We start from the raw sequence: 26,039 nt of genomic DNA, 5'->3' as shown, positions 1-26,039 counted from the left end.
GACAGAAGCCCCCGGTGAACTGGACACCGGGGGCTTCTGCGCGTTCGATTCGCGGGGAGACGCTAGGCCGACTCCGCGCGTTCAGCCAGCCGCGCACGGTACGCCGCGACGGCCGCCCGGTTCCCGCATCCCGATTCGCAGAACCGCCGGGACCGGTTCTTCGACAGATCCACCAGCACGTTCCCACAGTCCGGCGATGCGCAGGTCCGAAGCCGGCCCAACTCCTTGCTGCGCACCAGGTCGACGAAGGCCATTGCCGCCTCGACCGCCATCCGGGCAGACAGCGGTGCCTCACGTGGGGTCGCGTGAATGTGGTAGTCCCAGGAGTCGTGGCGGACCAGCTGCGGCAGCGCGTTGAACTCGCGCAGCAGCGCGTTCACCGATTCCACGACGAAGTCTTCATCCCCGCTCCACAGCTCGCGCAAACGCGGGCGAAGGCGGCGGACGGCGTCGAGCTCGGCATCATCAAGTGTCAGGTTGCCGGTCCAGTTCCAGTCACGGGTGAAGCGGACGAGGGTTTCGACGTCGGGAAGCTGTTCGCCGTCCTCGGTGTTCACGAGCGCGGCGGCACTCCGCAATCCCTCTTCGGTGTCATTGGCAAAAAGCATGTGGCTCCTGTTCGAGTGGCTCCACTTTACAACCGCTAGCCCGAGTGCGTCTGAAGGAACGAATAGACCTCGGTCTCGTCCACGCCCGGGAAGGCACCCGGAGGCATGGCCGCGAGCAGATGCGAATGCGCCCGTGCGCTCGGCCAGGCAAAGCCGGACCATTCTCGCGCCAACGACGACGGCGGCAGCTTGCAACACGATTCCTCCGGACAGCGGGACTCACCACGGATGGTGGTCTCCCGTCCCCTGAACCACTTCACGTGCGCATAGGGCACTCCGACGCTGAGGGAGAACTCACCGGCCGCTGCCCGCTCGGTCCGGGCGGTGCACCAGTAGGTGCCGCTGGGTGTATCGGTGTACTGGCTGTAGGCCGAAAACCTGTCGGGTACGTCGAACACCACCCGTGAGGTCCACTTCCGGCACGAAGGCTGGCCCTCGATGGCGCCGGTATGGTCCTGCGGGAAAGTCACGCCGTCATTCTCGTAGGCCTTGTAGATGATCCCGCTCTGGTGGGTCTTCTGGAAATGGGTGGGGATGCCGAGGTGCTCGGTTGCGAGGTTGGTGAAGCGGTGGGCTGCGGTCTCGTAGGAGACGGCGAAGGCGTCCCGGATGTCCTCGACGGCTATTTCCTTGTCGGCTTTCGCCGTCTGGAGGAACTTGACGGTGGCCTTCTCGGGCAGCAGCAGCGCCGCCGCGAAGTAGTTGGTCGCCACGCGTTGCCGGAGGAACTCCCGATAGTTCTCGGGCGTCTCATGCTTCAGGACGTAATGGCCCAGCGCCTGGAGGAGCACGGACCGCGGGTCATGGTCGGTGCGCTGGGACTGTGTGAGGTAAATGCGCCGGTTCTTCAGGTCGGTCACTGAGCGGGTGGAGTGCGGCAGGTCGCTCACGTGGTGCAGCGAGAACCCGAGATGGGCTGCGATGTCGGCGATGAGATGCTGCGAGAGCGGCCCGCTGGTGTGGCCGACTGACTCCAGAACCTTCTGCGCCTCGGCCTCGATATCGGAGAAGTAGTTGTTCTGCCGACGCATGGTGCCGCGCAGTTCGGCATTGGCGCGGCGGGCCTCCTCCGGGGTGGCGACCTGCTCATTCATGCGACGCTCGAGCTCCGCCTGCAGCCCTACGAGCGCCTCGAGCGCCTCCATCGGCAGACGCGCCGATGTCCGCACCTTCGGCAATCCCAGCGATTCATACAGCGGCCCGCGTTGGGCCCGCTCCAGCGCAATCTCCAGCGCGGCGCGCCGGCTCGGCGGCTCAGCACCCAGCAGCTGGTCGACGCTCACGTCGAGCGCCTTCGCCAGCGACTGCAGCATGCCCAGCCGCGGCTCCCTCTTCCCGTTCTCCATGAGCGAGAGCTGGGACGGCGCGGTCCCGACGACGGCGCCCAGATCCTCCAACGTCATGCGCCGGCTCTTGCGCAGGTGCCGCAGGCGGCGGCCCAGGCTGATGGCGTCCTCACCCTCGGGGGCTTGCTCACCTTCCGGGGGCCGGGTCCGAGTCCAACTCGAAGTCGTCATTTCTTGACGATACGCGAAGAAATGCGTTTCTTTCCAGAGGTTAGCTCTAGTCCGGGTGCGCAGGTTGGCGAATTGTTGATTCCATCAGCAGTTACCGCAGAGGCAAAGTCGCCTCACGGAAGGAGAAAAGCAATGACGCAGGACGCCGACAACCCGATCGACAATGATGCACGCACCGAGGCCACTCGGGAGCTCGAGCTCGAGTGGGCAGCCGATCCGCGCTGGGAAGGGATCCAGCGTGATTATTCGGCCGCCGACGTCGTACGCCTGCGGGGCCGCGTACAGGAGGAGCACACGCTCGCCCGCCGCGGAGCAGAGAAGTTGTGGCAGCAGCTCACCACCCAGGCGCAGCATGGTGAGTACACGCACGCCCTCGGTGCCCTGACCGGTAACCAGGCTGTGCAGCAGGTGAAGGCAGGACTGAAAGCCATTTACCTGTCCGGCTGGCAGGTGGCCGCGGATGCCAACCTGTCCGGCCAGACCTATCCCGACCAGTCGCTGTACCCGGCGAACTCGGTTCCACAGGTTGTACGGCGGATCAACAACGCATTGCAGCGTGCGGACCAGATCGAATGGGCTGAGGGCGTGCGTTCCGTTGAAGACTGGCTGGTGCCCATCGTCGCCGATGCGGAGGCTGGTTTCGGTGGGCCGCTGAACGCCTTCGAACTGATGAAGTCGATGATTGCCGCCGGCGCCTCGGGGGTTCATTGGGAGGACCAGCTCGCGTCCGAGAAGAAGTGCGGACACCTCGGCGGCAAGGTCCTCATCCCCACGCAGCAGCACGTCCGGACACTGAACGCGGCGAGGCTCGCGGCCGACGTCGCCGGTGTCCCATCGGTGATCGTGGCCCGGACCGACGCCGAGGCAGCCACCCTGATTACCTCCGACGTCGATGAACGGGACCGGCCCTTCCTGACCGGCGGTCGCACGCCCGAGGGGTTCTACGAGGTACGCAACGGGATTGAGCCGTGCATCGCCCGCGCTCACGCCTACGCCCCCTATGCGGACCTGATCTGGATGGAGACCGGCACTCCCGACCTCGAACTGGCCCGGCGCTTCGCTGAAGCAGTCAAGGACGAGTTCCCCGACCAGATGCTCGCATATAACTGCTCGCCGTCGTTCAACTGGCGCAAGCACCTCGACGACGCGACTATCGCGAAGTTCCAGCGAGAGCTCGGCGCCATGGGCTTCACGTTCCAGTTCATCACCCTGGCCGGGTTCCACGCCCTGAACTACTCGATGTTCGACCTCGCCCACGGCTACGCCCGGGAAGGCATGAGCGCCTACGTCGAGCTCCAGGAGAAAGAGTTCGCCTCCGAATCCCGCGGCTACACCGCCACCCGGCATCAGCGCGAGGTCGGCACCGGCTACTTCGACCAGGTAGCCAGTGCCCTCAACCCGACCGGCAGCACACTCGCCCTGGCTGGCTCCACCGAGACCCAGCAGTTCTCCTAACCCCTCGCTCTCTCCCGTGAGTCGGCAGGACACACCCCTTATGGGCGCCCATTCGGGGTGTGTCCTGCCAACTCAACGCAGCTCTTAAAGGAGTTTTCCCATGAACATCAACGGCATCACCCTCACCGCCCTGCCGATTCCCCGGCAGAACGAAATCCTCACCTCCGAAGCGCTGGACTTCCTCCGGGAAATTCACTTGTTCGCCGAGCCGCGCCGGCAGGAGCTGCTGCAGCGCCGGCGGGAGGCCCGTAACCGCATCGCCCGCGGCGAAGACCCGCGTTTCCTCCCGGAAACCGCACACATAAGGAACGACGACGGCTGGCGGGTCGCGCCCCCGGCTCCCGGCCTGGAGGACCGCCGCGTGGAAATCACCGGTCCCGTGGACCGCAAAATGACGGTCAACGCCCTGAACTCCGGCGCAAACGTGTGGCTGGCAGACCTCGAGGACTCGCTGACCCCCACCTGGTCCAACGTCATCAACGGACAGCTGAACCTCCACGACGCCCTGCGGCGCCGGATCGACTTCACCACCGAGGATGGCAAGGACTACCGCCTCGGGGAGAAGCTGCCCACCGTCGTCGTACGTCCCCGCGGGTGGCACCTGCCCGAGCAGCACATTCTGATCGACGGCGAACGCATCTCGGGCGGTATCGCCGACTTCGGCCTCTACCTCTTCCACAACGCCTACCGGCTCATTGACTCCGGCCGCGGACCCTACTTCTACCTGCCCAAGCTCGAGAATCATCTTGAGGCCCGGCTGTGGAACGACGTGTTCATCCGGGCCCAGCAACTGCTCGGCATTCCGCGCGGGACCATCCGCGCAACCGTGCTGATCGAGACCATCACCGCGGCCTTCGAAATGGAGGAAATCCTCTACGAACTCCGCGAGCACTCCTCCGGCCTGAACGCCGGCCGGTGGGACTACATCTTCTCGATGATCAAGAACTTCCGGCTGCGCGGCCCCCGGTTCGTCCTGCCTGACCGCGCCATGGTCACCATGACCGCACCGTTCATGCGCGCCTACACCGAGCAGCTGGTACGTGCGTGCCACCGCCGCGGCGCACACGCCATCGGCGGCCCGGCCGCTTTCGTCCCCAGCCGGCGCGACGAGGCCGTCAACGCCGTCGCACTTGAACGAGCCCACACGGAGAAGACGCGGGAGGCCGGTGACGGTTTCGACGGCTCGTGGGTGGCCCATCCGGACCTCGTTCCGGTTGCGCGGGCGGTGTTCGACGTCGTACTGGGCGAGCAGCCCAACCAGCTGGACCGTCAGCGCACCGACGTGGTGCCCGATGCCCGCGCGCTCATCGACCTCACCGGCACGCAGGGCCTCATCACGGAGGCGGGAATCCGCACCAACCTTGAGGTGGGGGTCCGCTATCTTGAGGCTTGGCTGCGCGGCAACGGCGCGGTGACGCTGAAGAACCTGATGGAGGACGCTGCCACCGCCGAGATCTCCCGCTCGCAGATCTGGCAGTGGATCCACGTCCACGCGGTCACCGACACCGGCGAAATCATCACCCGCGAATGGGTTTCGGAACTGCTGGAGGAGGAATTCGAGCGGCTCCCCCGCTTCGACGATGACCGGTACGACGACGCCCGCCAACTGTTCGAGGAAGTGGCCCTCGGCGAGGACTTCCCTGAATTCCTCACGCTTCCCGCCTACAGCCGGCATCTCTGCACCGGACGGCGTCCTTCGCCGGCCCTCCAACGGTAGCGCCTCCCCTCGAGTTGGCAGGACACACCGCGAAAACCCGGGGTAACGGGGTGTGTCCTGCCAACTCAACGCGGCGTGTAACGGCACGACGGCGGTGCGCGGGAATAGCACGCCGCCGTCGTTCCGTTGCGAAAGGTATGCACATTGAAATCTGGTCAGACGTCAAATGCCCGTGGTGCTTCGTCGGCAAGCGCCGCTTCGAGAAGGCCCTCGCTGAATTTCCGCACCGTGACAAGGTGGAGGTCACGTGGAAGAGCTTCCAGCTTGATCCCAACCTCCCCGACCACTACGACGGCACGGAACAGCAGTACCTTTCGGAACGCAAGGGCATCGCTCCGGAGCAGGTCCGCCAGATGTGGAACCAGCTCACGTCCTCAGCCGACGACGTCGGGGTGAACTTCGACTTCGACTCCGTTGTTGTCGGTAACAGCTTCACCGCCCACCGTTTCCTGCATCTCGCCAAGTCGCTGGGTCTGGGCAACGAAGCCAAGGAAGCGATCCTCTCGGCGCACTTCGAACAGGGACTGAACACCTCCGATATCGATGTCCTCGTGAAGCTGGGACAGGACCTTGGCATCGATGAGCAGTCGGTCCGCGACACCATGGCCGGCGACCGATTCGCCGACGACGTACGGCGGGACATCAGCGAAGCGCAGACCCTGGGCGTCAGCGGCGTGCCGTTCTTCGTCATCGACCGGAAATACGGCATCTCCGGCGCGCAGCCGGTTGAGCTGTTCCGGCAGGCGTTGGATCAGGCGTGGCAGGAAGCCCACCCTCTGATCCCCGTCTCTGCCACAGCCGACGGCGAGGCGTGCGGTCCGGACGGCTGCTAGCGAAGCGGCCGCGACCGTCGTCGGTCGTCCGATCCGGCTGGCCTCAGGCGCCGGTCAGGGAGCGGACGGCGACGGCGTGGCGCTAGCCGTGGACGGCAGCTCACAGGTGAGGGCACCCGGTTCGGTGTTGACTTCTTCTGCCGGCACCAGGGCCTCGAACTCGGACCCGAGGACCACGTCCACGGTGTCGTCCGGCCGCTCGTCCTCGACGTAGGTTGTACCCGGGATGACGCGCTGCAATGTGAATGCCTGCTCATACCCGGACGGCCCGGAAACGATGATTGCGGTCATGTTGGTCTGGCCGACCGAGCGGTTGCCGATGGCCCCCAACACGAACCCGCGTTCCTCGAGGGCGGCCGCCGCGTTGCCGGCCAGACCGGCGATGCTGGTGCTGTTGAGAATATTCACGGTGACGGTGGCTGGATCAACGAGCTCGAACGGGCCGGCAGGGCACGCGCTCACGGGGCTGGGCGTCGGCTCGCTTGCAGCGAGCTTGATGTCTCCCCTTGCCAGGGCGAGCGCGAAAAGCACTGCCGCTGCCAACAGTGCGACGAGCAGCACCAGGACCACGCCGTGTCGCAGCCTGCGCATGTAGACGTGGGGCCGCTCAACATTGCCGTCGTCAGCGAAGACCGTTTCGAGATCGTTCTCGGTAACAATGCGGTGACCGTGCCACTCGATCGGGTTCTTCTTGGACCGGATGGGCTTTCGTCTGGGAGGCCTATTCATCGATGACCAGGACGCGTGCATGGAGGATGGTGCGCTGATGAAGCGCCGTACGCACGGCCCGGTGCAGTCCGTCCTCGAGATACAGCGTGTCGTTCCACTGCACCACGTGCGGGAACAGATCGCCGAAGAATGTGGAGTCTTCTGCCAGCAGCGCCTCAAGGTCGAGGGTGGTTTTGGTGGTGACGAGTTCGTCCAGCCGGACCTGGCGCGGTGCTACGCCTGCCCAGTCCTTGGGCGTCACGTGTCCGTGGTCGGGATATGGGCGTCCATCACTCACTGCTTTGAAGATCACCAATACAGCCTAGGCAAGATATCGCCCCAAGGGAATGTGACGCTCTGGAGGCGCCCCCGTCGCCACCGAATTGGTTATCAGTCTTTTCCGGAGAGGTCAGGTCGCGTCTATTGGAACCGACCGCTTTCCAACGACAGCCCCGGTGATCCAGTCCTCCCACTTGATGTGAAGGTAATACCTGCCGGGCGCCGGCGGGTGAAGCAGCATATCGAAGCGTTCAGCGGCACCATAGGCCAGCCTGCTGGTTGTGAGTGGATAGCCTGAATCTCTGCAGCTCAGCGCGGGTGCGCCGGGCACGGAGGTATCCCGGAACGGGCGCCCGTCATGGGAAATCAACTCGGCAATAGGAACTTCCACCCCTGCTGCGTCGGTGAAGGTCACCAGATTTGGCAGATAGTTGGCATTCACCGTTCGCAGCAGGGTCGGCTTCTTCGGCCCTCCCTTGACGTTGGCCCGCAGTTTGGACAGGCTCCACACACGCTCCTGACCAGCGGGACGCCGCGCCAGTTCGCCGCCCAGTAGGTAGAAATGCCGGGGTTCGAACCGGTTGAGGCCGGTGTCTTCCCCGGACAGTCCGTCCGCATGGTTCATCTGGTGCCAGCGCGGATCCAGGCAATAGGGAGCGAAGAGTGCCTCGGTGTCGATGTCGTACTCCGGCCCGTCCACGAAGGCACGGCGGGCTCCAGGACTCACCGGATAGTCGGGGTGCACTACGGGGTCGATCACGAGCGGACCGAACATCCCCATCTGAACGTGCAGCGGAGTATTGACGTGGCAGTGGTAAAAGTAGGTTCCGGCTGCCCCGTAGTTGGGGTCACCGGGACGGCCGGCTTCCGGCTGCATCTGGTAGGTGTACTGTCCGTCCACCTCGAAGGATGTGTGCCCGACGCCGTCGTTCCGGGGATCCGGCTCCATGCCGTGCCAGTGGATGGTGTGCGGGCCCTTGCTCGGATGCACCGTGGCGTGGAACACCTTGCCCTCCTGAACCCGGAGGGTCGGCCCGGGGAACCCGCGCTTGTACCGGTCATCCTCGAAGCTCCACATCTCGAACTCCGCGCGGTCGTCCATGCGCAGATCCCGGCTGTGGAATGCGAAGTCGACGGCGACTGCCGGGGTTTGTCGGAACTCGGTGACCGGGTTCAGCACCTCCAGTTGCGCAGAACTGAAGTCCACCTGGCTCTCGAACCGGTGATGCAGCGTCGGTTCCGTCTCAGGTGCAGCTGCGGCCGTTGGAGTAGGTGACGGGGCCGCCGTCGCGCTGGCTGATGCGGAAGCGGATGACGAGGCGCTGGTGCTTGCGCTGGGAGAAGGGCTGGTTGTCGCGCTCGGACTGGTCGTCGCACTTGGTGACGGGGAGGCTGTGGGCTGACGGGTCGGTTTGGCTGTTTTGCGCGCCGAGCGACGGTCAGAGCGCTTCCGGCGGGAGATTTTCACTGCGTGGCTCCTGGATTGGGGCCCTTGAGGGTCCAGTGGGCAACAAGGCCGCCGGGATAAAGGCCGCCGGCTGCGGTCTGTGACGGTTCCGCATGGCAGTGCATGGGGTAAACCCAGTCGCCGGTGCGGGCAAACCAGACCGGATCGATGGCGTCCGGCGGTCGCTTGATCGGGATGATGCAGTCCTTGCGGTCCATCGGCTCCAGTTCAACGACGTCCTCCCACTGCTGTAGGACCACGTGGCCGTCCCTGTCGACGAATCCCTCATGACGGGGCCAGTCCGCATTGTTCCGGCGAACCGTCCAGATATGGTTTCCATGGAAGTGCATCTGGTGGAAAACAATCCCGGGGTTAACCAACCGCACCAGCTGCCCGCCGCGCAGGGTTCCCAGCTCGGTCCCCTCGCCGAACTGACGTACATCGAGCTGTCGCGGATATCCTGAAATCAGGGTTTCCTCCTCCGTGGCCAGGTTGACCGCGTCGTCGTACGTGATGCCGAGGGATTCGAACCCGCTGCGACCGTTGAGGGTGAAATACCGGGGAACCGCCCGGGTTTGCGCAGGATTTACGGTCTGGCCCGAGGCCTCCATGGACGCCCACCGCGGTTCAACTGCGTGGGAGATCCAGAGCCACTGGCGCTCGAACGTTGCGCCGTCCGCCGCGATGTCCCACTGGTGCGCCGGGTCCGTGACCACGAGCACCCCATAGAGGCCCAGGACCCGTTCCACCGGGGCGTTCGTCGGATCGGCGAAGATGTAGGTCCCGGGCCCGGGGCAATCGAACTCCAGGAGGGCCACCGAGTCGGGGGCAATGGGACCGGTGGTGAGGTCGCCGCCGTCGGGCCCTGCCCCATGCACCGTAAGGGTGTGCGGCTTGTTCAGCCGGTTCTGCACGCGCAGCCGGACAGTACTGCCCAACTCGGCGATGATGGTCCGCTGCGGGAGATAGCTTGCCCAGTAGTTGCGGCGGATGAAGTATTGGCCCGGGTTGGCAGGGTCGGGGCCGACCGGGGTTGGTGTGCCGCGCGGGGGCAGGGGTGCCCCGAGCGGATAACTGCGGCTCGGTATTACCTCGCCGGCCACCGTGATGACCGTCGGGTCCATCCCAAGACTCGGACTGGCGTCATCAATGTCGGTGGGCCTGCTGCCGAAGCCGCGGTGGTAGACGAGCGTGTCGTCGACCATCTTGAGGTAGCCCTCATTGATGTAGAGGTCCAGCACGCCCGGCAACGGCGCCAACGCCAGTGGAATGGACGTGCGGGCCGTCCGCGACGGTGGGGTGCCGGGTCGCACCAGCGGCAGGGCAGCAAATCCCATGCCGGCGGCCGCACCCAGTTTCAGGAGGTCCGCGCGGGCGAGTATTTCCGGAGGCAGCTGCTCAGCCATGGTTGTCCTCCAGGGAGCCGGGTCGAACGGAGATTCGAGGAAGCGCAAGCACCAGCGGAGCCGGGCCGCCCCAGGGGTCCGTGAACTGTGCCGCGAGGCTTGATGCGCCGCTCGGGACGAGGAAGCTGATCCACAGGCTGCGATGTGAGCCGGCGGGCAGCAGGATCTTTGATACGTCGGCTGCACGGTTGGTCACCGTCGTCGTTTTCGTGACGATGAGGCGCAGCTGCCCTGGTGCAAACAACACGTTGCGCTCGGAGGTGTTGTGCACATTGAGCTTCACTGCCAGGTGTTCGCCCCAGGTGTGGTTGAACGGTTGGGCGGCGCCTGCTGATGAAGCGGTCCCGTGTGGGGAATGTGCGCTGGTTGTGGGTGCACCGGTTGCCCCGATCAGCCGGGACTGCCGCTCGGCGGCTGCGATCCGGACGGAACCGAACGACGTCGGAACCTCCTCGGTGCCCCCGGCGGCGGAGATTATGCCCCAGCCTGCTGCGGTGCCCAGTGCACCGGCGCCTATCAGAATGCCAAATACTCTTCGCGTGATACCGTCGGGACGATCGGCTGCCTCCCCAGGCATCAGGTCAGCCGCATCCTGCCCGGCCAGCGCGAATCTTTCGATCGCCATTACTCGCCTCTATGTCATGCGTGGATGCTGCAGGTCCTAAGTTTTATCTCCATACCTTGGAGAAACCCTTGGCCCTGAGACGTCATCGATTTCCCAGGGGTGACCGGTTCCGCCGATACTTGGGCGGTGACTTCTTCGCTGACCGGACCTGCCCCCATCGGCCTCCTGCTCGACGTCGACGGGCCGGTTGCCAGCCCCGTCACGCGGACTGTACGGCCCGAAATCATTGACGCGCTCATCAGTCTGGCGGGAGCTGGCTGGCCCGTCATCTTCAACACCGGCCGGTCGGATGAGTTCATCCGCGAAGAGGTCATGAAGCCGATGGTTGCCACCTGCATTCCCGAGGGCATCACCTTCCACGCCATCTGCGAAAAGGGTGCCACCTGGTTCAGCTTCGGCAGCAATGGAGCAACCGAGGTGCAGGTGGACGAGACCCTCGCGTTGTCGCAGGAGTTTGGAAACGAGGTGCGCCGCCTCGTCGAAGACGAGTTTGCCGACCACATGTTCTTCGACGAAACCAAGCGCGCCATGGTGTCGATCGAGCAGCGCCTCGACGTCGAAAACGTGGACTACCTCGACCGGCAGGGGCCGTTCGACGCCGCGGTCCTCAAGCTCATGCAGCGCTTCGACATGGGCGTCTGCCGCCTGTCACACCACCTTCCGGACAGCGACGACAGCGTGGACTACCGGGTGGACCCGACCATCATCTCCACCGACATCGAATCGGTGCGTGTGGGCAAGGACCTAGGCGCCGAGCGTGCGCTGCGGCTGCTCGACGGGAACATCCCACACACCTGGCGGACCATCGGCGATTCACGCACCGACTACGCCATGGCCGACTACCTCCACGAACACGGCTACAGCGTCGCCCACGTCGACGTCCGGCCCGCCGACGGAGTGCCGGAGAAGCCCTACCCCGTCCTCACCGAGGGCGAACTGACCAATGACGACGCCGGTGCCGCCTTCCTGCTGCGCTGCGCTGACATCGCGGTCTCCTCCGTCTAGGACTGCAACTCCCTTAGGACTGCAGCGCCTTCTCGATCGCTGCGACGACCTCCTCGGAGTCGGGTTCCACTGTGGGTGCGAACCGCGCAACCACAGTGCCGGCGTCGTTCACCAGGAACTTCTCGAAGTTCCACTTCACCAGTCCCGGCAAGGGTCCGGTCTTGAACTTCGTGAGCTCGGCGTAGAGGGGATGCTGGTCGCGGCCCCGGACGTCGCTCTTCTTCGTCAGCGGGAAGGTGACGTCGAAGGTACTGGAGCAGAAGGCCTGGATGTCCTCCTCCGTACCGGGTTCCTGTCCCATGAACTGGTTACTCGGTACCCCCAGAACCATCAGGCCCTGGTCCGCGTACTTCCGGTAGAGTGCCTCCAGCGCAATGTACTGCGGAGTGAATCCGCACTGGGAGGCAACGTTCACCACCAGAACGGTCTTCCCTTTGAAGTCGCCGAAGCTGCGTTCGGTGCCGTCGATCATGGTCAGCGGGATGTCGTGAAGGTTCTGCAGTGGCACTGATGCTCCTTGGTATTAGGAATTTCGCTTGAATGCGTTGCTGATTGAGGTTCGTCAGCGATGCCTGTCCGGATGTAGCCGCCCGGTTGACCGCGCATACTGGTGCAATGGCGTCACCTTTCACCCGTCTTCGAATCGAACTCAAGAACACCTTCACCGGCACGGGCGCTGCACCGCCGGCCTGGACCGAAGAACTGGCTGAGGGCGACGACGTCGGCTACTTCGCTCCCGGGTCCGCCGTCTGGGCGGTCCACAGTTCCATGACCCCGACCGTGGGCGGCATTCGTGCGCTTTTGCTGCAGGCGCTGCACCCCGGCGCGATGGCCGGCGTGTACGCCCACTCCGACTTCCGCGAAGACCCGCTTGGCCGGCTCGCCAACACGATCCGCTGGATCTTTACCGTCACCTACGGGTCCACCGAGGCCGCACGCAACGCTTCCGGATGGGTGCGCCGCCTGCATGAGAAAGTGACCGGTACATACGAGGACGCGAACGGCGTCGAACATTCCTACAGCGCCAACGATCCGCACCTGCTGCGCTGGGTCCATCTGGCCTTCACGGACTCTTTCCTCAGCGCGCACCAGAAGTACGGGCTCAGCTTCCCGGGCGGTCCCGATGAGTACGTCGGGCAGTGGGCAGTAGCCGGTGAACTGATGGGTCTGACCGATCCGCCGCGCAACGTCGCCGAGCTGCGCGCGCAGCTTGCCGCGTACGACGGCGAGCTCACCTCCAGCCACCAGGTGCAGGACGCGCTGGCCTACATCAAGCGCCCGCCCCTTCCGCGGTCACAGCGGCCGGGCTACCGGGTTCTCTTTGCCGGTGCAGTGGCCACCCTCACTCCGCGGCAACGAGAGCTGCTCGGGCTTTCGCTGCCGCATATCGGTCCCTTGCCTCTGCCTGTGAAGCCTGCGGTCCTGCTGGTGCTCGGGGTACTCAAGCTCGGGCTGGGCCGCCAGGGACCGAGCGAGGCCGCGGCGCTTCGCCGGATCAGGCGGGTGCAATCCCCGCACCCGCCTACCGGCAGCTGAGCTCCGAGCGTCCTAGGCGGCCGCGGGCTTGCGGTCAGGCACCGCGAGCCGGAAGACCTTCGCCCAGGCAGAGCCGACCTGCTTGAGCAGCGGCCCCGTGGTGTACGGCAGTCCGTAGCGATCGCAGATTTCCCGGACCTTGGGGGCAATCTCGTGATAGCGGTTCGACGGCAGGTCCGGGAACAGGTGGTGCTCGATCTGGTGCGAGAGGTTGCCTGTCATCAGGTGCATGAACTTCGAGCCGGAGATGTTCGCCGACCCGATCATCTGCCGGACATACCAGTCGCCGCGGGTCTCGCCGTCGACCATCTCTTCCGTGAAGGTGTCGGTGCCGGCGGGGAAGTGCCCGCAGAAAATCACCGCGTGGGCCCAGACGTTTCGCACAGCGTTAGCGGTGAGCGTTCCGAACAGCGCGCGCCGGCCCGACCCAGTGAGCATGGCCACCGCAGGTGTCGCAAGGTAGTCCTTGCCGAACTGCTTGGCGGCCTTGCGGCCGAGAGCCTGGAGGTCTCTACTCATAGCCTCTTTGGACTTGAGGCCCTCCTTGTACTCCGGGATCTCCAGGTCGTAGAGGGCAATTCCCCACTCGAAGAGCGGCGCAAGTACGGCGTTATACACGGGGTTGCCCAGGTTGAAGGGCTTCCAGGGCTGGTCATCATCCATGCGCAGGAGGTTGTAGCCGACGTCACGGTCCTTGCCCACGACGTTGGTCCAGCGGTGGTGCAGGTCATTGTGGGTGTGCTGCCAGGACCGCGTCGGGGTAACGAAATCCCAGTCCCAGGTGGTCGAGTGGATGTCCGGGTCCCGCATCCAGTCCCACTGGCCGTGCAGGATGTTGTGGCCGAGCTCCATGTTCTCGAGGATTTTGGCGAAGCTCAGCATCGTGGTGCCGGCCACCCAGGCCGTCTTGTTCCGGCCGAAGAGCAGCGCTGCGCGTCCGCCGAACTCGAGGGCGCGCTGGGCCTTGATCACCCGTCGGATATAGTTCGCGTCGTGCTGCCCGCGGCGTCCGAGTACTTCGTCCCGGATGGCGTCGAGTTCACGGGCCAGCTCCGCGACCTGCTCGTCCGAGAGATGCGCGGCCGCGGGCGGACGAACGAGCGGATGCCCGGTTTCGGCGAGCGCTCCGGGCCGTCGGCGGGGTGCGGATTTCTCTACTGCTGTGTCCTCTGACACTTGTTCTACGAGGTTTGTCATACCCTCACTCCTTAGATATCGAGGTTCACCGGTCCGGCTGCCGCCGAAACGCACGTTTGGATTAACTGGCCTGGGTCCCCATGTATTTCGTTGGTGCGGAGGTCCCGGACTTGTCCCGCGCGGAGCGGAAGCAAACAACTGTGGCAAATGCCCATGCGGCAGCCGCTCGGCATGAGCAGGCCCGCATCCTCCCCCACCTCCAAAAGCGGGGTATCACCGTCGGCTTCCACTTCGCGGTCGGAGGCCTCAAAGGTGACCAGACCGCCGTCGTTCCCACTCCCGCCCGCGAGCGTTGTGGTGAACCGTTCGATGGTCAGGCTCCCTCCAGGCAGTCTTGCCTGGCCTTCCCACAGCGACTCGGCACTTTGAAGGAACTCCTCCGGACCGCACGCGTAGGCTGCCCTCTCCCGCCAGTCCTCGCAGAGCTCGTCCAGAGTGTCCGGGGTTGTGAAGTCGATACGGCCGTGCTCGGCAGTGAACCACAACTTCACCCGGAACTGGCGGAACTGGTCTGCAAGCTCACGAAGCTCCTCCACAAAGAGGCTCTTCAAGGGCGTTCTCGCCGAATGGATCAGGACAACGTCCGCATCGGGACGTCGCGGAACCAGGGTACGGATCATGGACATCACCGGCGTGATACCGCTGCCTGCGGTCAGCATCAGGAGCGGGCGGGGCCTGTCGGGAAGCACGAAGCTGCCCTGCGGTGGAGCGAGGAACAGGACGTCCCCCGGCTTGGTTTCGCGCACCAAGACCCCGGACACCGCACCCATGTCCGTGACGGTAATCGCTGGATCCTGGCCCGCTGCGGCGCTCAGGGAATACGAGCGCCAATGGCGGACGCCGTCCAGTTCAACTCCGATACGCGCCCACTGCCCTGCGCGATGAGCTTTCCACCCGCGGCCGGGGTGAAAATAGATGGTGACTGAGTCATCCGTCTCCGGCACCACTTTGGTGACGATTCCGCGCAACTGGCGGGAGGAGAATACCGGGTTGAACAGCGCCATGAAATCTTCCGGCGCCAGCGGAGTTGTCAGTGCGGAAACAGCATGTTTCAGCCTCGGTCGCCGGATCATCATCCCTGCAGGTCCAATCGAAACTCCTCACAGGTGGGCACATGGCCGAAAGCTGTCAGATCACGGCTGGTGCCGTGTCCGTGTGAACTCAATACTCCACCGTTAGTACGGTTCACTCAAGAATACTTTACTCAGCAGGCTTACGATTACTTCAGAGCCCGTCGCGGAGGCGGCCTCGAAGAACGCCCGGAGGCGCCCAGCATGAACACATCGCAATCATTCGACACCATCTCAATTATCTTCAACCCCAACAGCACTGGAGACGCTCCGAAGCTGGCAGCGGAGCTGCAGCAACAACTCAAGGATTCCCTGCATTACCCGGCAAGGGTGGAACTGCACCCAACCGCTCACGCGGGTCACGCCGTCGAACTGGCCCGTAACGCTGCCGACAGCGGAGGCAAGGTGCTCGTTGTGTCGGTGAGTGGCGACGGCGGCTATAACGAAGTGGTGAACGGTGTGATGGCGAGCTCAAACGCGAATGCTGCCAGCGCCGTCCTCGCGGCCGGAAATGCCAATGACCATCATCGCACCATCAACCGGCAGCCGCTTGCGGACGCCATCCTTGAAGGCTCGGTCCGCAGGATCGACCTGTTGGAAATCAGTGTTGAGGCAGGTTCTGATGCCCACTCGGTCTATGCCCACTCCTATATAGGGTTCGGACTGACCCCCATCGTTGCCATCGATCTTGAGAAAGGCAGCAAGGGTGCCTTCAAGGAAATGTTCACTGTGGTCCGCACCTTCGCAAAGTTCCGCCCGTTCGAGATCCGCCAGAACGACGGCAAGCGCCGCCGCTTCGACAGTCTGGTCTTCGCCAACATCTCGCAAATGGCGAAGTACGCCACGCTCAGCGAAGCCGACGACGACGCCTCTGACGGCAAGTTCGAGGTCATCACCTTCGCCCACCAGGCAAAGTGGCGAATCCTGCTGCGGGCGCTTCGGGCGACAACCAAGGGACTCGGTGACCAGCCCAGCATGGGATATTACGAGTTCACGACGCTGAAGCCGATTCCCTACCAGATCGACGGGGAAGTCCGGTCTGCCCCGGCGCACACGTCGGTGAAGATCAGGAGCGTGCCGCGTGCGCTGGCGGTAGTGGGCTAGCTCGACCTCAGGCACAAAACAAAGCACCCCGGCCGTGTGGACCGGGGTGCTTGTTTACTGCGGAGGATGGGGGATTTGAACCCCCGAGGGCGTTAACCCAACACGCGTTCCAGGCGTGCGCCATAGGCCGCTAGGCGAATCCTCCTCATTTGGAGCAGGTTCCAGAATACCCGTACATGCCAGATGTGCCGAATCGGGAGGTAACTGCCGGAGCAGGCGACCCTCCCGGCAGTTTGTGTAGACTATTACGCGGCCCCTCATGTGGTGTCATCCTGTTGAACTCCCCCAGGACCGGAAGGTAGCAAGGGTAGGCGGGCTCTGGCAGGTGCATGAGGGGTCTTTACGTTCCCTGACAACACGTTTCGTTCCAGCGACTTCCATCAGGAGAATCAGTGACCGCCGGCCGCTTCGCGCCAAGCCCCACGGGCGAACTTCACGTGGGGAACCTTCGGACTGCGGTCCTCGCCTGGCTCTTCGCCCGCTCCACCGGCCGCCGGTTCCTGCTGCGCGTCGAGGACCTTGACCGCGTCCGCGCCGGAGCGGAGGAGGAGCAGCTTGCTGAGCTCGCCGCCGTCGGGCTTTCCTGGGATGGCGAGGTCGCCCGGCAGAGCGAGCGGCAGTACCATTACGACGACGCCGTCAGCCGCCTCCAGCGCGACGGGCGCCTTTTCGAGTGCTTCTGCACGCGCCGCGACATCGCCGAGGCTGCGTCCGCTCCGCATGTTCTTCCCGGCCACTACCCAGGCACCTGCCGGAACCTCCCGGAATCAGAGCGGGAAGCGGCCCGTCGGGTGCGACCGGCCGCGCTGAGGTTGCGCACCGACGTCGAGCATTATGAGATTCGCGACGTCCTCCACGGTCCGTACACCGGTGCCGTGGACGACTTCGTGGTGGTTCGCAATGACGGGGTGCCCGCCTACAACCTTGCCGTCGTGGTTGACGATGCCGAGCAAGGCATCGACCAGGTGGTCCGCGGCGATGACCTGCTGAGTTCAGCACCGCGCCAGGCCTATCTCGGGTTACTGCTCGGCCTGCCTCCCGTCGAATACGCGCACGTTCCCCTGGCGCTCAGCCCCGAACGACGCCGGCTGGCCAAGCGGGACGGCGCCGTCACTCTCGAAGCACTCACCGCGGAGGGCTGGGAAGTCGCGGAAATCCGGGCGCTTATCCTGCGATCGGTCGGCTTGCCGGACAGCTCACTGGAGGCTGCGTTGAGTGCATTTGATCCGCAGGCGCTGCCCCGTGAACCATGGATTGTGAACCCTGCCCACCTGTCCTCCACCGATGCCGCCGCGACCCCACCCAACCGATAGAGTTCTTCTGTGAGTACAGCCCTTTACCGCCGGTACCGTCCGGAGACCTTCTCCGACGTGATCGGTCAGGAGCACGTCACCGAACCACTGATGACGGCAATCTCCAAGGACAGGGTCAATCACGCCTACCTCTTTTCCGGCCCGCGCGGCTGCGGCAAGACCACCTCTGCCCGCATTCTCGCGCGCTGCCTCAACTGCGCACAGGGCCCCACTCCGGTCCCTTGCGGCACCTGCGACAGCTGTGTTGAACTCGCCCGTAACGGCTCGGGCAGCCTGGATGTCATCGAGATCGACGCTGCGTCACACGGTGGTGTCGACGACGCCCGTGACCTCCGTGAGCGTGCCACTTTCGCTCCGGTCCGTGACCGCTTCAAGATCTTCATCATCGATGAGGCGCACATGGTCACCAGCGCGGGCTTCAACGCGCTGCTGAAGATCGTCGAAGAGCCGCCGGAACACATCAAGTTCATCTTCGCCACCACCGAGCCGGACAAGGTGATCGGGACCATCCGTTCCCGTACGCACCACTATCCGTTCCGGCTGGTGCCGCCGGAGCCGTTGATGGCCTACCTGGAGCTCCTGTGCAACCAGGAGAACATCCCGGTGGCACCCGGCGTCCTCTCCCTCGTGGTTCGTGCGGGCGGCGGGTCTGTGCGGGATTCCCTGTCGGTGCTGGATCAGCTGATGGCCGGCGCGGGGGCGTCCGGGCTGGATTATGAGCTGGCCGTGTCGCTCCTCGGTTACACCCACGCATCACTGCTGGACGATGTGGTCGATGCCATTGCGGCGGATGATTCCGCTACCGTCTTCGGCGCTGTTGACCGTGTCATCCAAACCGGTCATGATCCCCGGCGCTTCGTCGAGGACCTTCTCGAACGGTTCCGCGACCTGATCATCGTGAACGCCGTACCCGATGCCGCAGCGTCTATCCTGCGCGGCATCCCTGACGATCAACTGAACCGCATGCGAACCCAGGCGCAGCAGTTTGGGCGGGCTGAGCTGTCGCGCGCCGCAGACATCACCAACACGGCACTGACCGAGATGACCGGAGCCACCTCTCCGCGCCTCCATCTTGAACTGCTGTGCGCCCGGGTCCTGCTGCCCGCTGCCGACCAGTCGGAACAGGGGACTCTCGCCCGGGTTGACCGCATTGAACGCCGCCTCAGTTACGCCAGCGGCCTTCCGGATGCGAGCACCGCGATGGCGGCACCCGTCCCGTCTGAGTCCCAGTCAGCCCCCTCCCAGCCGGATTCCTCACGACAGGCTGCTGCCGCAAAGCAGCCTGCCTCTGCGCAAGCCACGCCCCCGCAGCCGGCTGCCGCACCGCCGGCTGCGCCTCAGGCGCCCGCATCACAGCCCTCTGCGTCGCAGCCTGCACCCTCCCAGCCCTCTCCCGCTCAGCCTGCCTCTGCGCAGGCCGCACCCGTTCAGCAGGAAGCCCCGGCTCCTGCGGAGAAGCTGGAGCGGGCAACCCCATCGACACAGGAACCTGCTGCTGCGGATTGGGGTGGCGGATGGGGAATGCCGCCTGAACCGCGCAAGTCCGAGGAAGGCAGTTCGAAAGACGCGCGCACGCCGCAGCCGTCGGAACCACCCGCACCTCAGCAGCAACCGGCGGCCCCCGGGCGTCCAACCTCGGAGAATGAGTCGCAGGCTCCGCGCGGGTCGCTACCGCAGCCGTCTGGCCCTCCCCAAACATCTCCCCAGGCGCCGCAGCCTTCGGCTGGGGCACCGGCAGGACAGGGATCCGGGCAGATCGAAATGATCCGCAGAGCCTGGCCAGAAATCATGGATGAGCTTGCCCGCATCAAGCGCAGTACCTGGTTGAACGTCAACGCGGACGCAAAGCCGCGATCCTTCAGCGACAACCAACTCACACTGGCTTTCGCGTCGCAAGGGAACGCGCTCGGCTTCCAGCGTGGCCAGCACACGGACAACCTCAAGCAGGCAATCAACAGGGTGCTTGGCCTGACCTGCTCGATCGAAGCTATCCACGACGGCGCCGCGGCAGCGGGTGAACCCGACCCAAAAGTACCTACTAGCCGGAACGAGCCGGCAAAGGCGCAGGGACACCCTGGCGCCAACAAGTCCGTTTCACCAGCCTCGAATGGTGAAGCATCCGCAACGGCGGCCGATGATGCCTGGGGGGTCCCCAGCCATGCCGACCCGGCAGAGGGCGTGCCCGCGCATCAGAACAACGCAGAGGGCGTGCCCGCGCAGCAGAACCCCGTGCAGCGCCCCACCGCACAGCAGGTCACGCAACAGCCCGATTCCCGGCAAGAACCGGCACAGCAAGAACCGGCACAGCAAGCCCAGACCCCGCAGGTTCCCGGGCGACAAACCTCTGTCCAGAACCCTCCGCGTAGCGAGCGCGTGCAGCAGCCTCAAGCACAACAGAGCCCCAGCGCACCAGCAGCAACCGACGACTGGCTCAGAGTCGAACCGCCACAGGACCCTGAGGACCCGGGTCCCGAGGAGCCCCCCTTCGAGGAGGAGCCCTCGGTGCGTCCAAGCCGCTACCAGCAGCTGCTCGATGAAGCCGCGCGGGCTGAAGCAGCCCGGCCGCAGCCGCAGGGACGTCAGACCGGAGCCGTAGACTTGAAATACGTCGAGGACATTCCCAGTGCGGATGACGAAACCATCGAACAGTCCGGGCTGGTTGGACGTCAGGCGATCGAACGAATCCTCAACGGTCGGCTGATCGAAGAACGCAGCCTCGACCAGTAAGGGACCGGTCAGTCCAGCCCGGCCAACTCAGCACCACCTACAGCTAAGGCAACCCCGTGTACGAAGGCGCAGTTCAGGAGCTCATCGATGAGCTGGGACGCCTGCCCGGCGTGGGCCCCAAGTCGGCACAGCGCATCGCGTTCCACATTCTTGAAGCCGATGGGGACGACATGAAACGTCTCGTCAACGCGATTGTCACCGTCAAGGAGAAGGTCAAGTTCTGCACAATCTGCGGCAACGTCGCAGAGCAGGAGACCTGTGGCATCTGCCGTGACCCCCGGCGTGATCCCTCTGCGATCTGCGTGGTCGAAGAGTCCAAGGACGTTATCGCCGTCGAACGTACGCGTTCCTTCCGCGGGAAGTACCACGTGCTCGGGGGGTCCATCAATCCGATTGCCGGGATCGGCCCCGAGCAATTGCGAATCCGAGAGTTGCTGAACCGTCTCTCCGATGACCAGGTTCAGGAAATCATCATCGCCACTGACCCCAACCTCGAGGGCGAAGCAACGGCCACATACCTGGTGCGCATGCTGAAAACCATCGGCATCAAGGTCACCCGCCTGGCTTCCGGCCTTCCCGTGGGCGGCGATCTTGAGTACGCCGACGAGATCACCCTCGGCCGCGCCTTCGAGGGCCGCCGCACCGTCTCCTGATCGGGCGGAGGTCAGTCTTTTCCTGTCGCTACGCTTCAGTCCCGGCCACGGCGCGGACAGGAGCACCGTCCGCGTCCCGCAGCGGCAACGGGAACATACCTACCCAGCAGCGGGCAGGGAGCTCGCTAACACCGCGCAGATTCTCAACGATCAAACCGTCGCGGCCCAGAATCAGGTCATGAACCGGTAGCTGGAAAGAGTCGTCCTCCTGCAACGTGGGGTCCGGGCTCAGAGTGTCAATTCCCAGGACGCGCATGCCGCGGTCCGAGAGTTCCGCGGCCGCGTCAGGGGCAAGGTACGGGTGGTTGAGGTAGGCCTCTGTCCCGAACATGCGGTCCCAACCAGTTGCCAGAATAACTATGGGCGGCACGACCTCATCAACCTGACCCGCAAACCGCGAAAAGGCGATCTCCTCTCCGGGCGCAAGCCCGCTTACCTGCACGATGGCAGCAGCTCCTGCCAATTCGTCCAAACCGACATCGCTGATCGTACGACCACTCTCAATACTGTGGGACGGCGCGTCGATATGTGTTCCGGAGTGGGAGCCGAGGTGTACGGCCATAACAGACACGCCATTTTCGCTGACGGTCAACGAAGGCGCGAGGGCGACCTGAGGATCACCGGGGAAGACCTGCATCCCTGAGGTGATCGGGTGGCTGAGGTCAACGTACCTTCCCAAGCCGGGCCTCCTCCGCCAGATGACCGGCGGGTTCCTCCTCGACACGTCGGCCTCGGAAAGAGAGCGCGAGATACAGGATGAAACTGAGAACAAAGGCCGGGATGGTGGCACCGATGGGGCTCGGCCACAGGTAGGTGAGTACGTAGGAGACCGCCGCACCGACTACCCATACGGCGATTGCCGCCCGGTTCACCCCTGCCGTGTACCAGTAGCGCCCTGGGCCCTCACGCAGGATGTCGAGCGTGTAGCTACCGCGCTTGATGATGTAGTAATCAACGATCATGATGGCGAACACCGGTATGAAAAACGCACCGATCATTACGAGGAAGTCCGTGAACTGGTTCAGAAGGGCGAGCCAGGTGGAACCGATGATCGAGATCACTCCGACCACGAGCGCGGTAGGCAGGAAGCGGAAATTCCAATGCGCCTGCGCGTTGACGACCGACGTCACCATTCCATACACCACCATGGTGTTGGTGGCCATGACCGACATGAAGATGACAATGGCCAGCGGGGTGCCGAAAGCTGCGACGATAACAGTCGGGTCGAACGGCGCAGCGGGACCCCCGGACAGGATGACATAGCCGATGGCGGTGGCACCAAGCGTCATGGCGAGCACAGTGGAGACGACGTAACCAATACCGGAGCCAAGAATGCCTGCGCGGCTTGACCTTGCCAGCCGGTTGAAGTCGGCTGAGAGCACCGTCCAGGAGATGGCTGTGGCAATCACAATGTCCAGCACCACGAAATTGGTGAACCCAAGGGACTCGTCCACTTCAATGGCGGCGAATTCTGCCGGATTGAAAGCGGTGAATGCAGTGACGAAGACATAACCCATGATTGCCAGGATGATGACGGCGAGCCACGGCTCGACTTTGGCGATGCCCTCATGTCCGAGGATGGCCAATGCGACCACCAGGGTTTGGGCCAGGACTGCGAAGAGGATCGGGTTGGAGAATCCGGTCGCCGACTCGACGAGATAGTTGACCGTCACACCGGCCAGCATCGCCTGCACCCAGCTCCAGCCCATCAGGATGATGACATTCGCGGCCACCGGCAGGAGGGTTCCTCGCGTACCGAACGCTCCACGGGTGATCGCCATGGTCGGCAGTCCCGTGCGCGTACCAATGTTGCCGACCAGGGTAAGCACGACGGCGCCGCCGACCGTACCGATGACGATCATGAGGAGGGCGTCGGTGAAGCTGACCGCTGGCACGAACAGGGTTCCGGTCAGCAGCGTAGTGACAACAAAATTGGCCGCCAGCCATATCATTCCAATGCGGCCCAGGGGCAGCGTGCCCCGGAGTGGACCGAAACCATCCGCATTTTCCTGCAGACGCGTATCGAGACGCTTGTAGAGATTCATGACGCTCCTGGAAGTGGGGGCCGGGAACTACTCCGCAGAAGCGGGAGACGGCGAGAGATGTTCGTGAATTGCGATGAGCCTGTCGTTGTCATCCCAGCGGAAGACGATGGTTTCCCGCTCTCGGAATGACTCCTCACCGTCGCGGGTCCGCGCGGTAGTGGCCACTTCGTGGCTGAAAACTGCTCCTCCGTGGAAAACGGTGACTTGTTGATTGCTTGAAGCGCAGGAAACGACGGACCACCCGCTCGAGACCCACCCCGACCACAACTCCTCGTATGCCGCCCGGCTGGCAAGCTGATGCTGCTCCGTGTGGAAGATGAAGCTCGATTCCGGCGCGAAGGCAGAGAAATACCTTTCCGTATCCGTCGCCGCAAATGCGTCCACGATGCGTGCTGCCGCTTCCAAGACTTCGCGCTCGGAGGGTTGGCGGAGCTCGAAGCTGTCCATGAATTCCTTTTTGAAAGGTCAGAAGCAGCGGAGGTGTCACCGATGCAATGAAAGTTGACCTTAGGTAATCTAAACACCCGTGTCAAGAGTCACATCGGATGTCGAGCCTCTCGCGCTGGCCTTTGTGAAACGAGGAAGGCTGCCGGATGGAGATCAGGCGATACGGGTGCCCCGCGCCAGACGGCGAACCGGAGTCACTAGTTTGCGTCGGCCGGCCCACTGCACCAAAGCCGCCAGGAGGCCCTGCAGGCCAAGGCCCAGCGGCCAGATGGGCAGAGGCTCGGAGTCAATTTCACGCGAACCCGGTCCGAACATTTGCGCTTCCTCGCAGGTGACCTCGTAGTCGGGGCCGGCCTGTGCAAGGCGGACCTGTTGGCTGATACTTTCCATCACTCCGGGCGCGCGGTAGTTCTCACCGAACTGACCTGTGGAGGGTGCATCAGCATCCCGGTCATAAGGGACCGCGTCCGCAACAATCACGAACGGGTTGGCAGCAAGCAGCCAGGTTGTGCGCTCGGTGTGCCAGACCGACGTGAACACCTCATTCGTCACGCACTCGAGCTCATCCTGGGTGGGTACCCGCCCGTTCGCAAACGCCTCGGGAGGATAGTCGTAGAAGGACTGGGTGACGCGCACGTCTTCCTCCATGACCAGGCTCATGCTGAGCCCGAACGCGATCAGCGTTCCGAGTCCCAGCAGTGCAACCACCATGTAGGTGGTGACAATCGAAAACAGGGGCCTGCCCGCCAGGGCGGAAATACCGACCCCGAGGGCACACACCAGACCCAGTTCAACCGCCAGCAATACCAGCGAGACGATAGCCTCGAGCGGATTGACTCCTCCCAGTGCCAATGCCCAGAGAATGAACGGGGAGCTCAGCGCAAGGAATGCCAGCGACGCCACCCAGGAGGCTAGCCATTTGCCCCACAGAATCTGCCCGGGTGTCAGCAGAGTGACCTGGAGGATGGCCAATGTGCCACCGGCCCGGTCGCCGTTGATCGCGTTCGCAGACAGGCCCGGCGCAACCAGCAGTCCAAAGAACAGGACGAAGCCCACCACAAGGTCGAACAGGAACGGACCGGTGCCGTCCGTAGCCGCCATCGTGAGCGCCGCCAGCAGGAAAACCAGGCCGACTACGAGGAACCAGACGGCCATCATGATGTACCAGGCGCGGCCCCGCAGCCGTTGCTTCATCTCCAGACCAAAGATGGTGCGCACGCCTGAAACATAACCGAGCTCGTGTGTACGGCCCTCGTCCACTATCTGCGTGCTCATTCCTGCTCCGTATCCAGGCTCATGTAGGTCTCTTCAAGGGCACCGCCTGCAGGCGCAAAAGCGGTGACGACGACGTCGGCGAGAATGAGCGTACGCAGAAGCCACGCCGCCTGCTCCGTGCTGCTGAGCAGTACCTGATACTCGGTCCGCCTGGAATCCCCGCGTTCCTCGAAAGCGACACCGTGGCTCGCGAGCGCGTCGGCAAGCGCCCGCATCGGAGCTGCCTGGATGCAGTACCTGCGCAGTTGCGTACCCGCTTCATCCAGGGTCTGACTCTTGACCGATTCACCCCTGTTAACGAACACGGCGCGATCAGCGATCTCGTCCAGTTCCGACAGGACATGGCTGGACACCACAATGGTTCTACCCTCCGCTGCAAGCCTCCGGAGCATGACGCGGAGCTCAACCCGGGATCCTGGATCCAGTCCGGATGCCGGCTCATCCAGTAGGAGCACCTCCGGATTGTGGATCAACGCTCTAGCCAGGCTGAGCCGCTGCTGCTGTCCGCGGGAGAGTATTCCTGCCGGCGCGTCGGCGTAGTCGCTCAGCCGAACCTCGGCGAGCAGTTCAGCGGCGCGGCGCGAGGCCGCCGTCGTCGTCAGTCCGTACAGTGCACCCACGGTGGTGAGGATTTCGCGGGTCTTGAGGGATTCCCAGACACCAAGTGTGTCCGGCATCCAGCCGACCTTGCGGCGCACCGCGGCGGCATCGATTGCCGGGTCCGACCCTCCCACGGAAAGGGTGCCTGAATCCGGCGCCAGCAGCGAAGCCAGGATCAGCAGCAGTGTGGTCTTGCCGGACCCATTCGGGCCGATCAGCGCTGTCACTTCCCCCGGCGGCGCCTCGAAGTCGATGTTGCGGACAGCAGCAACAGACCCGAAACTTCGTCTGATACCTCTGGCAATGATTCCCCCATACCCATTGGTCATGAGGCGACAGTAGCAAGGAGGCCGGATTCCCGGCATAATTCGACTCACGATTGGGTGAGCCGATATGCAGCGGTTAACATGGTGTGCGGTTATCGGCCGTTGATCGTCCGTTTTCCAATGTCCCAATAATCGACCTTGTTCCG

Annotated in this window: 24 protein-coding genes, 1 tRNA gene and 1 other RNA gene; 10 read left to right on the top strand and 16 right to left on the bottom strand. The window is 64.1% G+C overall.

Annotation, left to right across the window (positions count from 1 at the left end):
- Window positions 1-62: 62 nt before the first annotated feature.
- Window positions 63-608 carry a CGNR zinc finger domain-containing protein gene (locus AC4D1W_RS08220; protein ID WP_490898416.1) on the bottom strand — a complete coding sequence of 182 codons (546 nt, stop codon included), beginning with the start codon at window positions 606-608 and terminating at the stop codon, window positions 63-65.
- Window positions 609-643: 35 nt separating this feature from the next.
- On the bottom strand, window positions 644-2,125 hold the full coding sequence (locus AC4D1W_RS08215) for a helix-turn-helix domain-containing protein (protein WP_490898415.1): 1,482 nt from the start codon (window positions 2,123-2,125) through the stop codon (window positions 644-646).
- Between the two features lie 132 nt (window positions 2,126-2,257).
- Between AC4D1W_RS08215 and aceA the strand changes: the two genes are divergently transcribed.
- The 3 genes from aceA (at window position 2,258) to AC4D1W_RS08200 (ending at window position 6,130) form a co-directional block, all read left to right on the top strand.
- A complete protein-coding gene (gene aceA / locus AC4D1W_RS08210) occupies window positions 2,258-3,580 on the top strand; it encodes an isocitrate lyase (RefSeq protein WP_490898414.1) in 1,323 nt (440 codons plus the stop codon).
- A 100-nt stretch (window positions 3,581-3,680) separates the two neighbouring features.
- Window positions 3,681-5,297 (top strand): malate synthase A, encoded by a 1,617-nt coding sequence (gene aceB, locus AC4D1W_RS08205; RefSeq protein ID WP_490898413.1) that lies wholly within the window; start codon window positions 3,681-3,683, stop codon window positions 5,295-5,297.
- A gap of 137 nt (window positions 5,298-5,434) precedes the next feature.
- On the top strand, window positions 5,435-6,130 hold the full coding sequence (locus AC4D1W_RS08200; protein WP_490892532.1) for a DsbA family oxidoreductase: 696 nt from the start codon (window positions 5,435-5,437) through the stop codon (window positions 6,128-6,130).
- A 54-nt stretch (window positions 6,131-6,184) separates the two neighbouring features.
- On the opposite strand, the gene AC4D1W_RS08195 is transcribed toward AC4D1W_RS08200, so the two are convergent.
- From AC4D1W_RS08195 to AC4D1W_RS08175, 5 genes are all read right to left on the bottom strand, one after another.
- Window positions 6,185-6,859, bottom strand: coding sequence for a LytR C-terminal domain-containing protein (locus AC4D1W_RS08195; RefSeq protein ID WP_490898412.1), 675 nt, complete (start codon window positions 6,857-6,859; stop codon window positions 6,185-6,187).
- Window positions 6,852-7,151, bottom strand: coding sequence for a type II toxin-antitoxin system VapB family antitoxin (locus tag AC4D1W_RS08190; protein WP_490892530.1), 300 nt, complete (start codon window positions 7,149-7,151; stop codon window positions 6,852-6,854). The genes AC4D1W_RS08195 and AC4D1W_RS08190 overlap by 8 nt, the downstream gene beginning before the upstream one ends.
- Before the next feature lie 96 nt (window positions 7,152-7,247).
- Window positions 7,248-8,324 (bottom strand): multicopper oxidase domain-containing protein, encoded by a 1,077-nt coding sequence (locus AC4D1W_RS08185; protein ID WP_490898411.1) that lies wholly within the window; start codon window positions 8,322-8,324, stop codon window positions 7,248-7,250.
- Window positions 8,325-8,581: 257 nt separating this feature from the next.
- Window positions 8,582-9,970, bottom strand: coding sequence for a multicopper oxidase domain-containing protein (locus tag AC4D1W_RS08180; protein ID WP_490898410.1), 1,389 nt, complete (start codon window positions 9,968-9,970; stop codon window positions 8,582-8,584).
- Window positions 9,963-10,595, bottom strand: a complete 633-nt coding sequence (locus AC4D1W_RS08175; RefSeq protein ID WP_490892527.1) for a DUF4352 domain-containing protein — start codon at window positions 10,593-10,595, stop codon at window positions 9,963-9,965. Before AC4D1W_RS08175 ends, AC4D1W_RS08180 begins: the two co-directional genes overlap by 8 nt.
- A gap of 126 nt (window positions 10,596-10,721) precedes the next feature.
- Here AC4D1W_RS08175 and AC4D1W_RS08170 point away from each other — a divergent pair, with 126 nt between their 5' ends.
- A complete protein-coding gene (locus AC4D1W_RS08170) occupies window positions 10,722-11,600 on the top strand; it encodes a Cof-type HAD-IIB family hydrolase (protein WP_490898409.1) in 879 nt (292 codons plus the stop codon).
- A gap of 13 nt (window positions 11,601-11,613) precedes the next feature.
- Here AC4D1W_RS08170 and AC4D1W_RS08165 read toward each other — a convergent pair whose 3' ends face one another.
- Window positions 11,614-12,102, bottom strand: coding sequence for a glutathione peroxidase (locus tag AC4D1W_RS08165; RefSeq protein ID WP_490898495.1), 489 nt, complete (start codon window positions 12,100-12,102; stop codon window positions 11,614-11,616).
- 113 nt (window positions 12,103-12,215) lie between these two features.
- On the opposite strand from AC4D1W_RS08165, the gene AC4D1W_RS08160 reads away from it, so the two are divergent.
- On the top strand, window positions 12,216-13,136 hold the full coding sequence (locus tag AC4D1W_RS08160; RefSeq protein WP_490898408.1) for an oxygenase MpaB family protein: 921 nt from the start codon (window positions 12,216-12,218) through the stop codon (window positions 13,134-13,136).
- A gap of 12 nt (window positions 13,137-13,148) precedes the next feature.
- Here AC4D1W_RS08160 and AC4D1W_RS08155 read toward each other — a convergent pair whose 3' ends face one another.
- Both AC4D1W_RS08155 and AC4D1W_RS08150 read right to left on the bottom strand, forming a co-directional pair.
- A complete protein-coding gene (locus tag AC4D1W_RS08155) occupies window positions 13,149-14,333 on the bottom strand; it encodes a fatty acid desaturase family protein (RefSeq protein WP_490898407.1) in 1,185 nt (394 codons plus the stop codon).
- Window positions 14,334-14,344: 11 nt separating this feature from the next.
- Window positions 14,345-15,406 carry a ferredoxin reductase gene (locus AC4D1W_RS08150; protein WP_490892624.1) on the bottom strand — a complete coding sequence of 354 codons (1,062 nt, stop codon included), beginning with the start codon at window positions 15,404-15,406 and terminating at the stop codon, window positions 14,345-14,347.
- A 201-nt stretch (window positions 15,407-15,607) separates the two neighbouring features.
- Here AC4D1W_RS08150 and AC4D1W_RS08145 point away from each other — a divergent pair, with 201 nt between their 5' ends.
- Window positions 15,608-16,507 (top strand): diacylglycerol/lipid kinase family protein, encoded by a 900-nt coding sequence (locus AC4D1W_RS08145; RefSeq protein WP_490892523.1) that lies wholly within the window; start codon window positions 15,608-15,610, stop codon window positions 16,505-16,507.
- Window positions 16,508-16,567: 60 nt separating this feature from the next.
- On the opposite strand, the gene AC4D1W_RS08140 is transcribed toward AC4D1W_RS08145, so the two are convergent.
- A tRNA-Ser gene (locus AC4D1W_RS08140) sits at window positions 16,568-16,652 on the bottom strand.
- A 103-nt stretch (window positions 16,653-16,755) separates the two neighbouring features.
- Here AC4D1W_RS08140 and ffs point away from each other — a divergent pair.
- The 4 genes from ffs to recR all read left to right on the top strand — a co-directional run bounded on the left by ffs (window position 16,756) and on the right by recR (window position 21,200).
- Window positions 16,756-16,852, top strand: an RNA gene (gene ffs / locus AC4D1W_RS08135) — signal recognition particle sRNA small type.
- 47 nt (window positions 16,853-16,899) lie between these two features.
- Window positions 16,900-17,820 carry a tRNA glutamyl-Q(34) synthetase GluQRS gene (gluQRS, locus tag AC4D1W_RS08130; RefSeq protein WP_490898406.1) on the top strand — a complete coding sequence of 307 codons (921 nt, stop codon included), beginning with the start codon at window positions 16,900-16,902 and terminating at the stop codon, window positions 17,818-17,820.
- A 9-nt stretch (window positions 17,821-17,829) separates the two neighbouring features.
- Complete coding sequence (locus AC4D1W_RS08125) at window positions 17,830-20,547, top strand: DNA polymerase III subunit gamma and tau (protein ID WP_490898405.1); 2,718 nt, start codon at window positions 17,830-17,832, stop codon at window positions 20,545-20,547.
- A gap of 56 nt (window positions 20,548-20,603) precedes the next feature.
- Window positions 20,604-21,200 (top strand): recombination mediator RecR, encoded by a 597-nt coding sequence (recR, locus tag AC4D1W_RS08120; RefSeq protein ID WP_490892520.1) that lies wholly within the window; start codon window positions 20,604-20,606, stop codon window positions 21,198-21,200.
- Window positions 21,201-21,228: 28 nt separating this feature from the next.
- Here the strand turns inward: recR and AC4D1W_RS08115 are convergent, their stop codons facing one another.
- The 5 genes from AC4D1W_RS08115 to AC4D1W_RS08095 form a co-directional block, all read right to left on the bottom strand.
- Window positions 21,229-21,879, bottom strand: a complete 651-nt coding sequence (locus AC4D1W_RS08115; RefSeq protein ID WP_490898404.1) for a cyclase family protein — start codon at window positions 21,877-21,879, stop codon at window positions 21,229-21,231.
- Window positions 21,863-23,245 carry a purine-cytosine permease family protein gene (locus AC4D1W_RS08110; RefSeq protein ID WP_490898403.1) on the bottom strand — a complete coding sequence of 461 codons (1,383 nt, stop codon included), beginning with the start codon at window positions 23,243-23,245 and terminating at the stop codon, window positions 21,863-21,865. The genes AC4D1W_RS08115 and AC4D1W_RS08110 overlap by 17 nt, the downstream gene beginning before the upstream one ends.
- 27 nt (window positions 23,246-23,272) lie before the next feature.
- The gene (locus tag AC4D1W_RS08105; RefSeq protein ID WP_490898402.1) at window positions 23,273-23,692 is read right to left on the bottom strand and encodes a YybH family protein; all 420 of its coding nucleotides are present in this window, start codon (window positions 23,690-23,692) and stop codon (window positions 23,273-23,275) included.
- A 153-nt stretch (window positions 23,693-23,845) separates the two neighbouring features.
- Window positions 23,846-24,967 carry an ABC transporter permease gene (locus tag AC4D1W_RS08100; protein ID WP_490898401.1) on the bottom strand — a complete coding sequence of 374 codons (1,122 nt, stop codon included), beginning with the start codon at window positions 24,965-24,967 and terminating at the stop codon, window positions 23,846-23,848.
- Complete coding sequence (locus AC4D1W_RS08095) at window positions 24,964-25,896, bottom strand: ABC transporter ATP-binding protein (protein ID WP_490892515.1); 933 nt, start codon at window positions 25,894-25,896, stop codon at window positions 24,964-24,966. Before AC4D1W_RS08095 ends, AC4D1W_RS08100 begins: the two co-directional genes overlap by 4 nt.
- Between the last annotated feature and the right edge of the window lie 143 nt (window positions 25,897-26,039).

The sequence above is a fragment of the Arthrobacter sp. TJ-170 genome, assembly GCF_058269305.1.
The sequence above is the reverse complement of the archived record's forward strand: the minus strand, read 5'-3'. Positions and strand labels throughout refer to the sequence as shown.

What these genes read in the sequence shown, in the direction of transcription:
- aceA (WP_490898414.1), top strand. Translation starts at nt 2,258, where the DNA reads ATGACGCAGGACGCCGACAACCCGATCGACAATGATGCACGCACCGAG.
- AC4D1W_RS08155 (WP_490898407.1), bottom strand. Translation starts at nt 14,333, where the DNA reads ATGACAAACCTCGTAGAACAAGTGTCAGAGGACACAGCAGTAGAGAAA.
- AC4D1W_RS08160 (WP_490898408.1), top strand. Translation starts at nt 12,216, where the DNA reads ATGGCGTCACCTTTCACCCGTCTTCGAATCGAACTCAAGAACACCTTC.
- AC4D1W_RS08215 (WP_490898415.1), bottom strand. Translation starts at nt 2,125, where the DNA reads ATGACGACTTCGAGTTGGACTCGGACCCGGCCCCCGGAAGGTGAGCAA.
- AC4D1W_RS08200 (WP_490892532.1), top strand. Translation starts at nt 5,435, where the DNA reads ATGCACATTGAAATCTGGTCAGACGTCAAATGCCCGTGGTGCTTCGTC.
- AC4D1W_RS08150 (WP_490892624.1), bottom strand. Translation starts at nt 15,406, where the DNA reads ATGATCCGGCGACCGAGGCTGAAACATGCTGTTTCCGCACTGACAACT.
- AC4D1W_RS08180 (WP_490898410.1), bottom strand. Translation starts at nt 9,970, where the DNA reads ATGGCTGAGCAGCTGCCTCCGGAAATACTCGCCCGCGCGGACCTCCTG.
- AC4D1W_RS08105 (WP_490898402.1), bottom strand. Translation starts at nt 23,692, where the DNA reads ATGGACAGCTTCGAGCTCCGCCAACCCTCCGAGCGCGAAGTCTTGGAA.
- AC4D1W_RS08175 (WP_490892527.1), bottom strand. Translation starts at nt 10,595, where the DNA reads ATGGCGATCGAAAGATTCGCGCTGGCCGGGCAGGATGCGGCTGACCTG.
- AC4D1W_RS08220 (WP_490898416.1), bottom strand. Translation starts at nt 608, where the DNA reads ATGCTTTTTGCCAATGACACCGAAGAGGGATTGCGGAGTGCCGCCGCG.
- AC4D1W_RS08100 (WP_490898401.1), bottom strand. Translation starts at nt 24,967, where the DNA reads ATGAGCACGCAGATAGTGGACGAGGGCCGTACACACGAGCTCGGTTAT.
- AC4D1W_RS08195 (WP_490898412.1), bottom strand. Translation starts at nt 6,859, where the DNA reads ATGAATAGGCCTCCCAGACGAAAGCCCATCCGGTCCAAGAAGAACCCG.
- AC4D1W_RS08145 (WP_490892523.1), top strand. Translation starts at nt 15,608, where the DNA reads ATGAACACATCGCAATCATTCGACACCATCTCAATTATCTTCAACCCC.
- aceB (WP_490898413.1), top strand. Translation starts at nt 3,681, where the DNA reads ATGAACATCAACGGCATCACCCTCACCGCCCTGCCGATTCCCCGGCAG.
- AC4D1W_RS08095 (WP_490892515.1), bottom strand. Translation starts at nt 25,896, where the DNA reads ATGACCAATGGGTATGGGGGAATCATTGCCAGAGGTATCAGACGAAGT.
- AC4D1W_RS08110 (WP_490898403.1), bottom strand. Translation starts at nt 23,245, where the DNA reads ATGAATCTCTACAAGCGTCTCGATACGCGTCTGCAGGAAAATGCGGAT.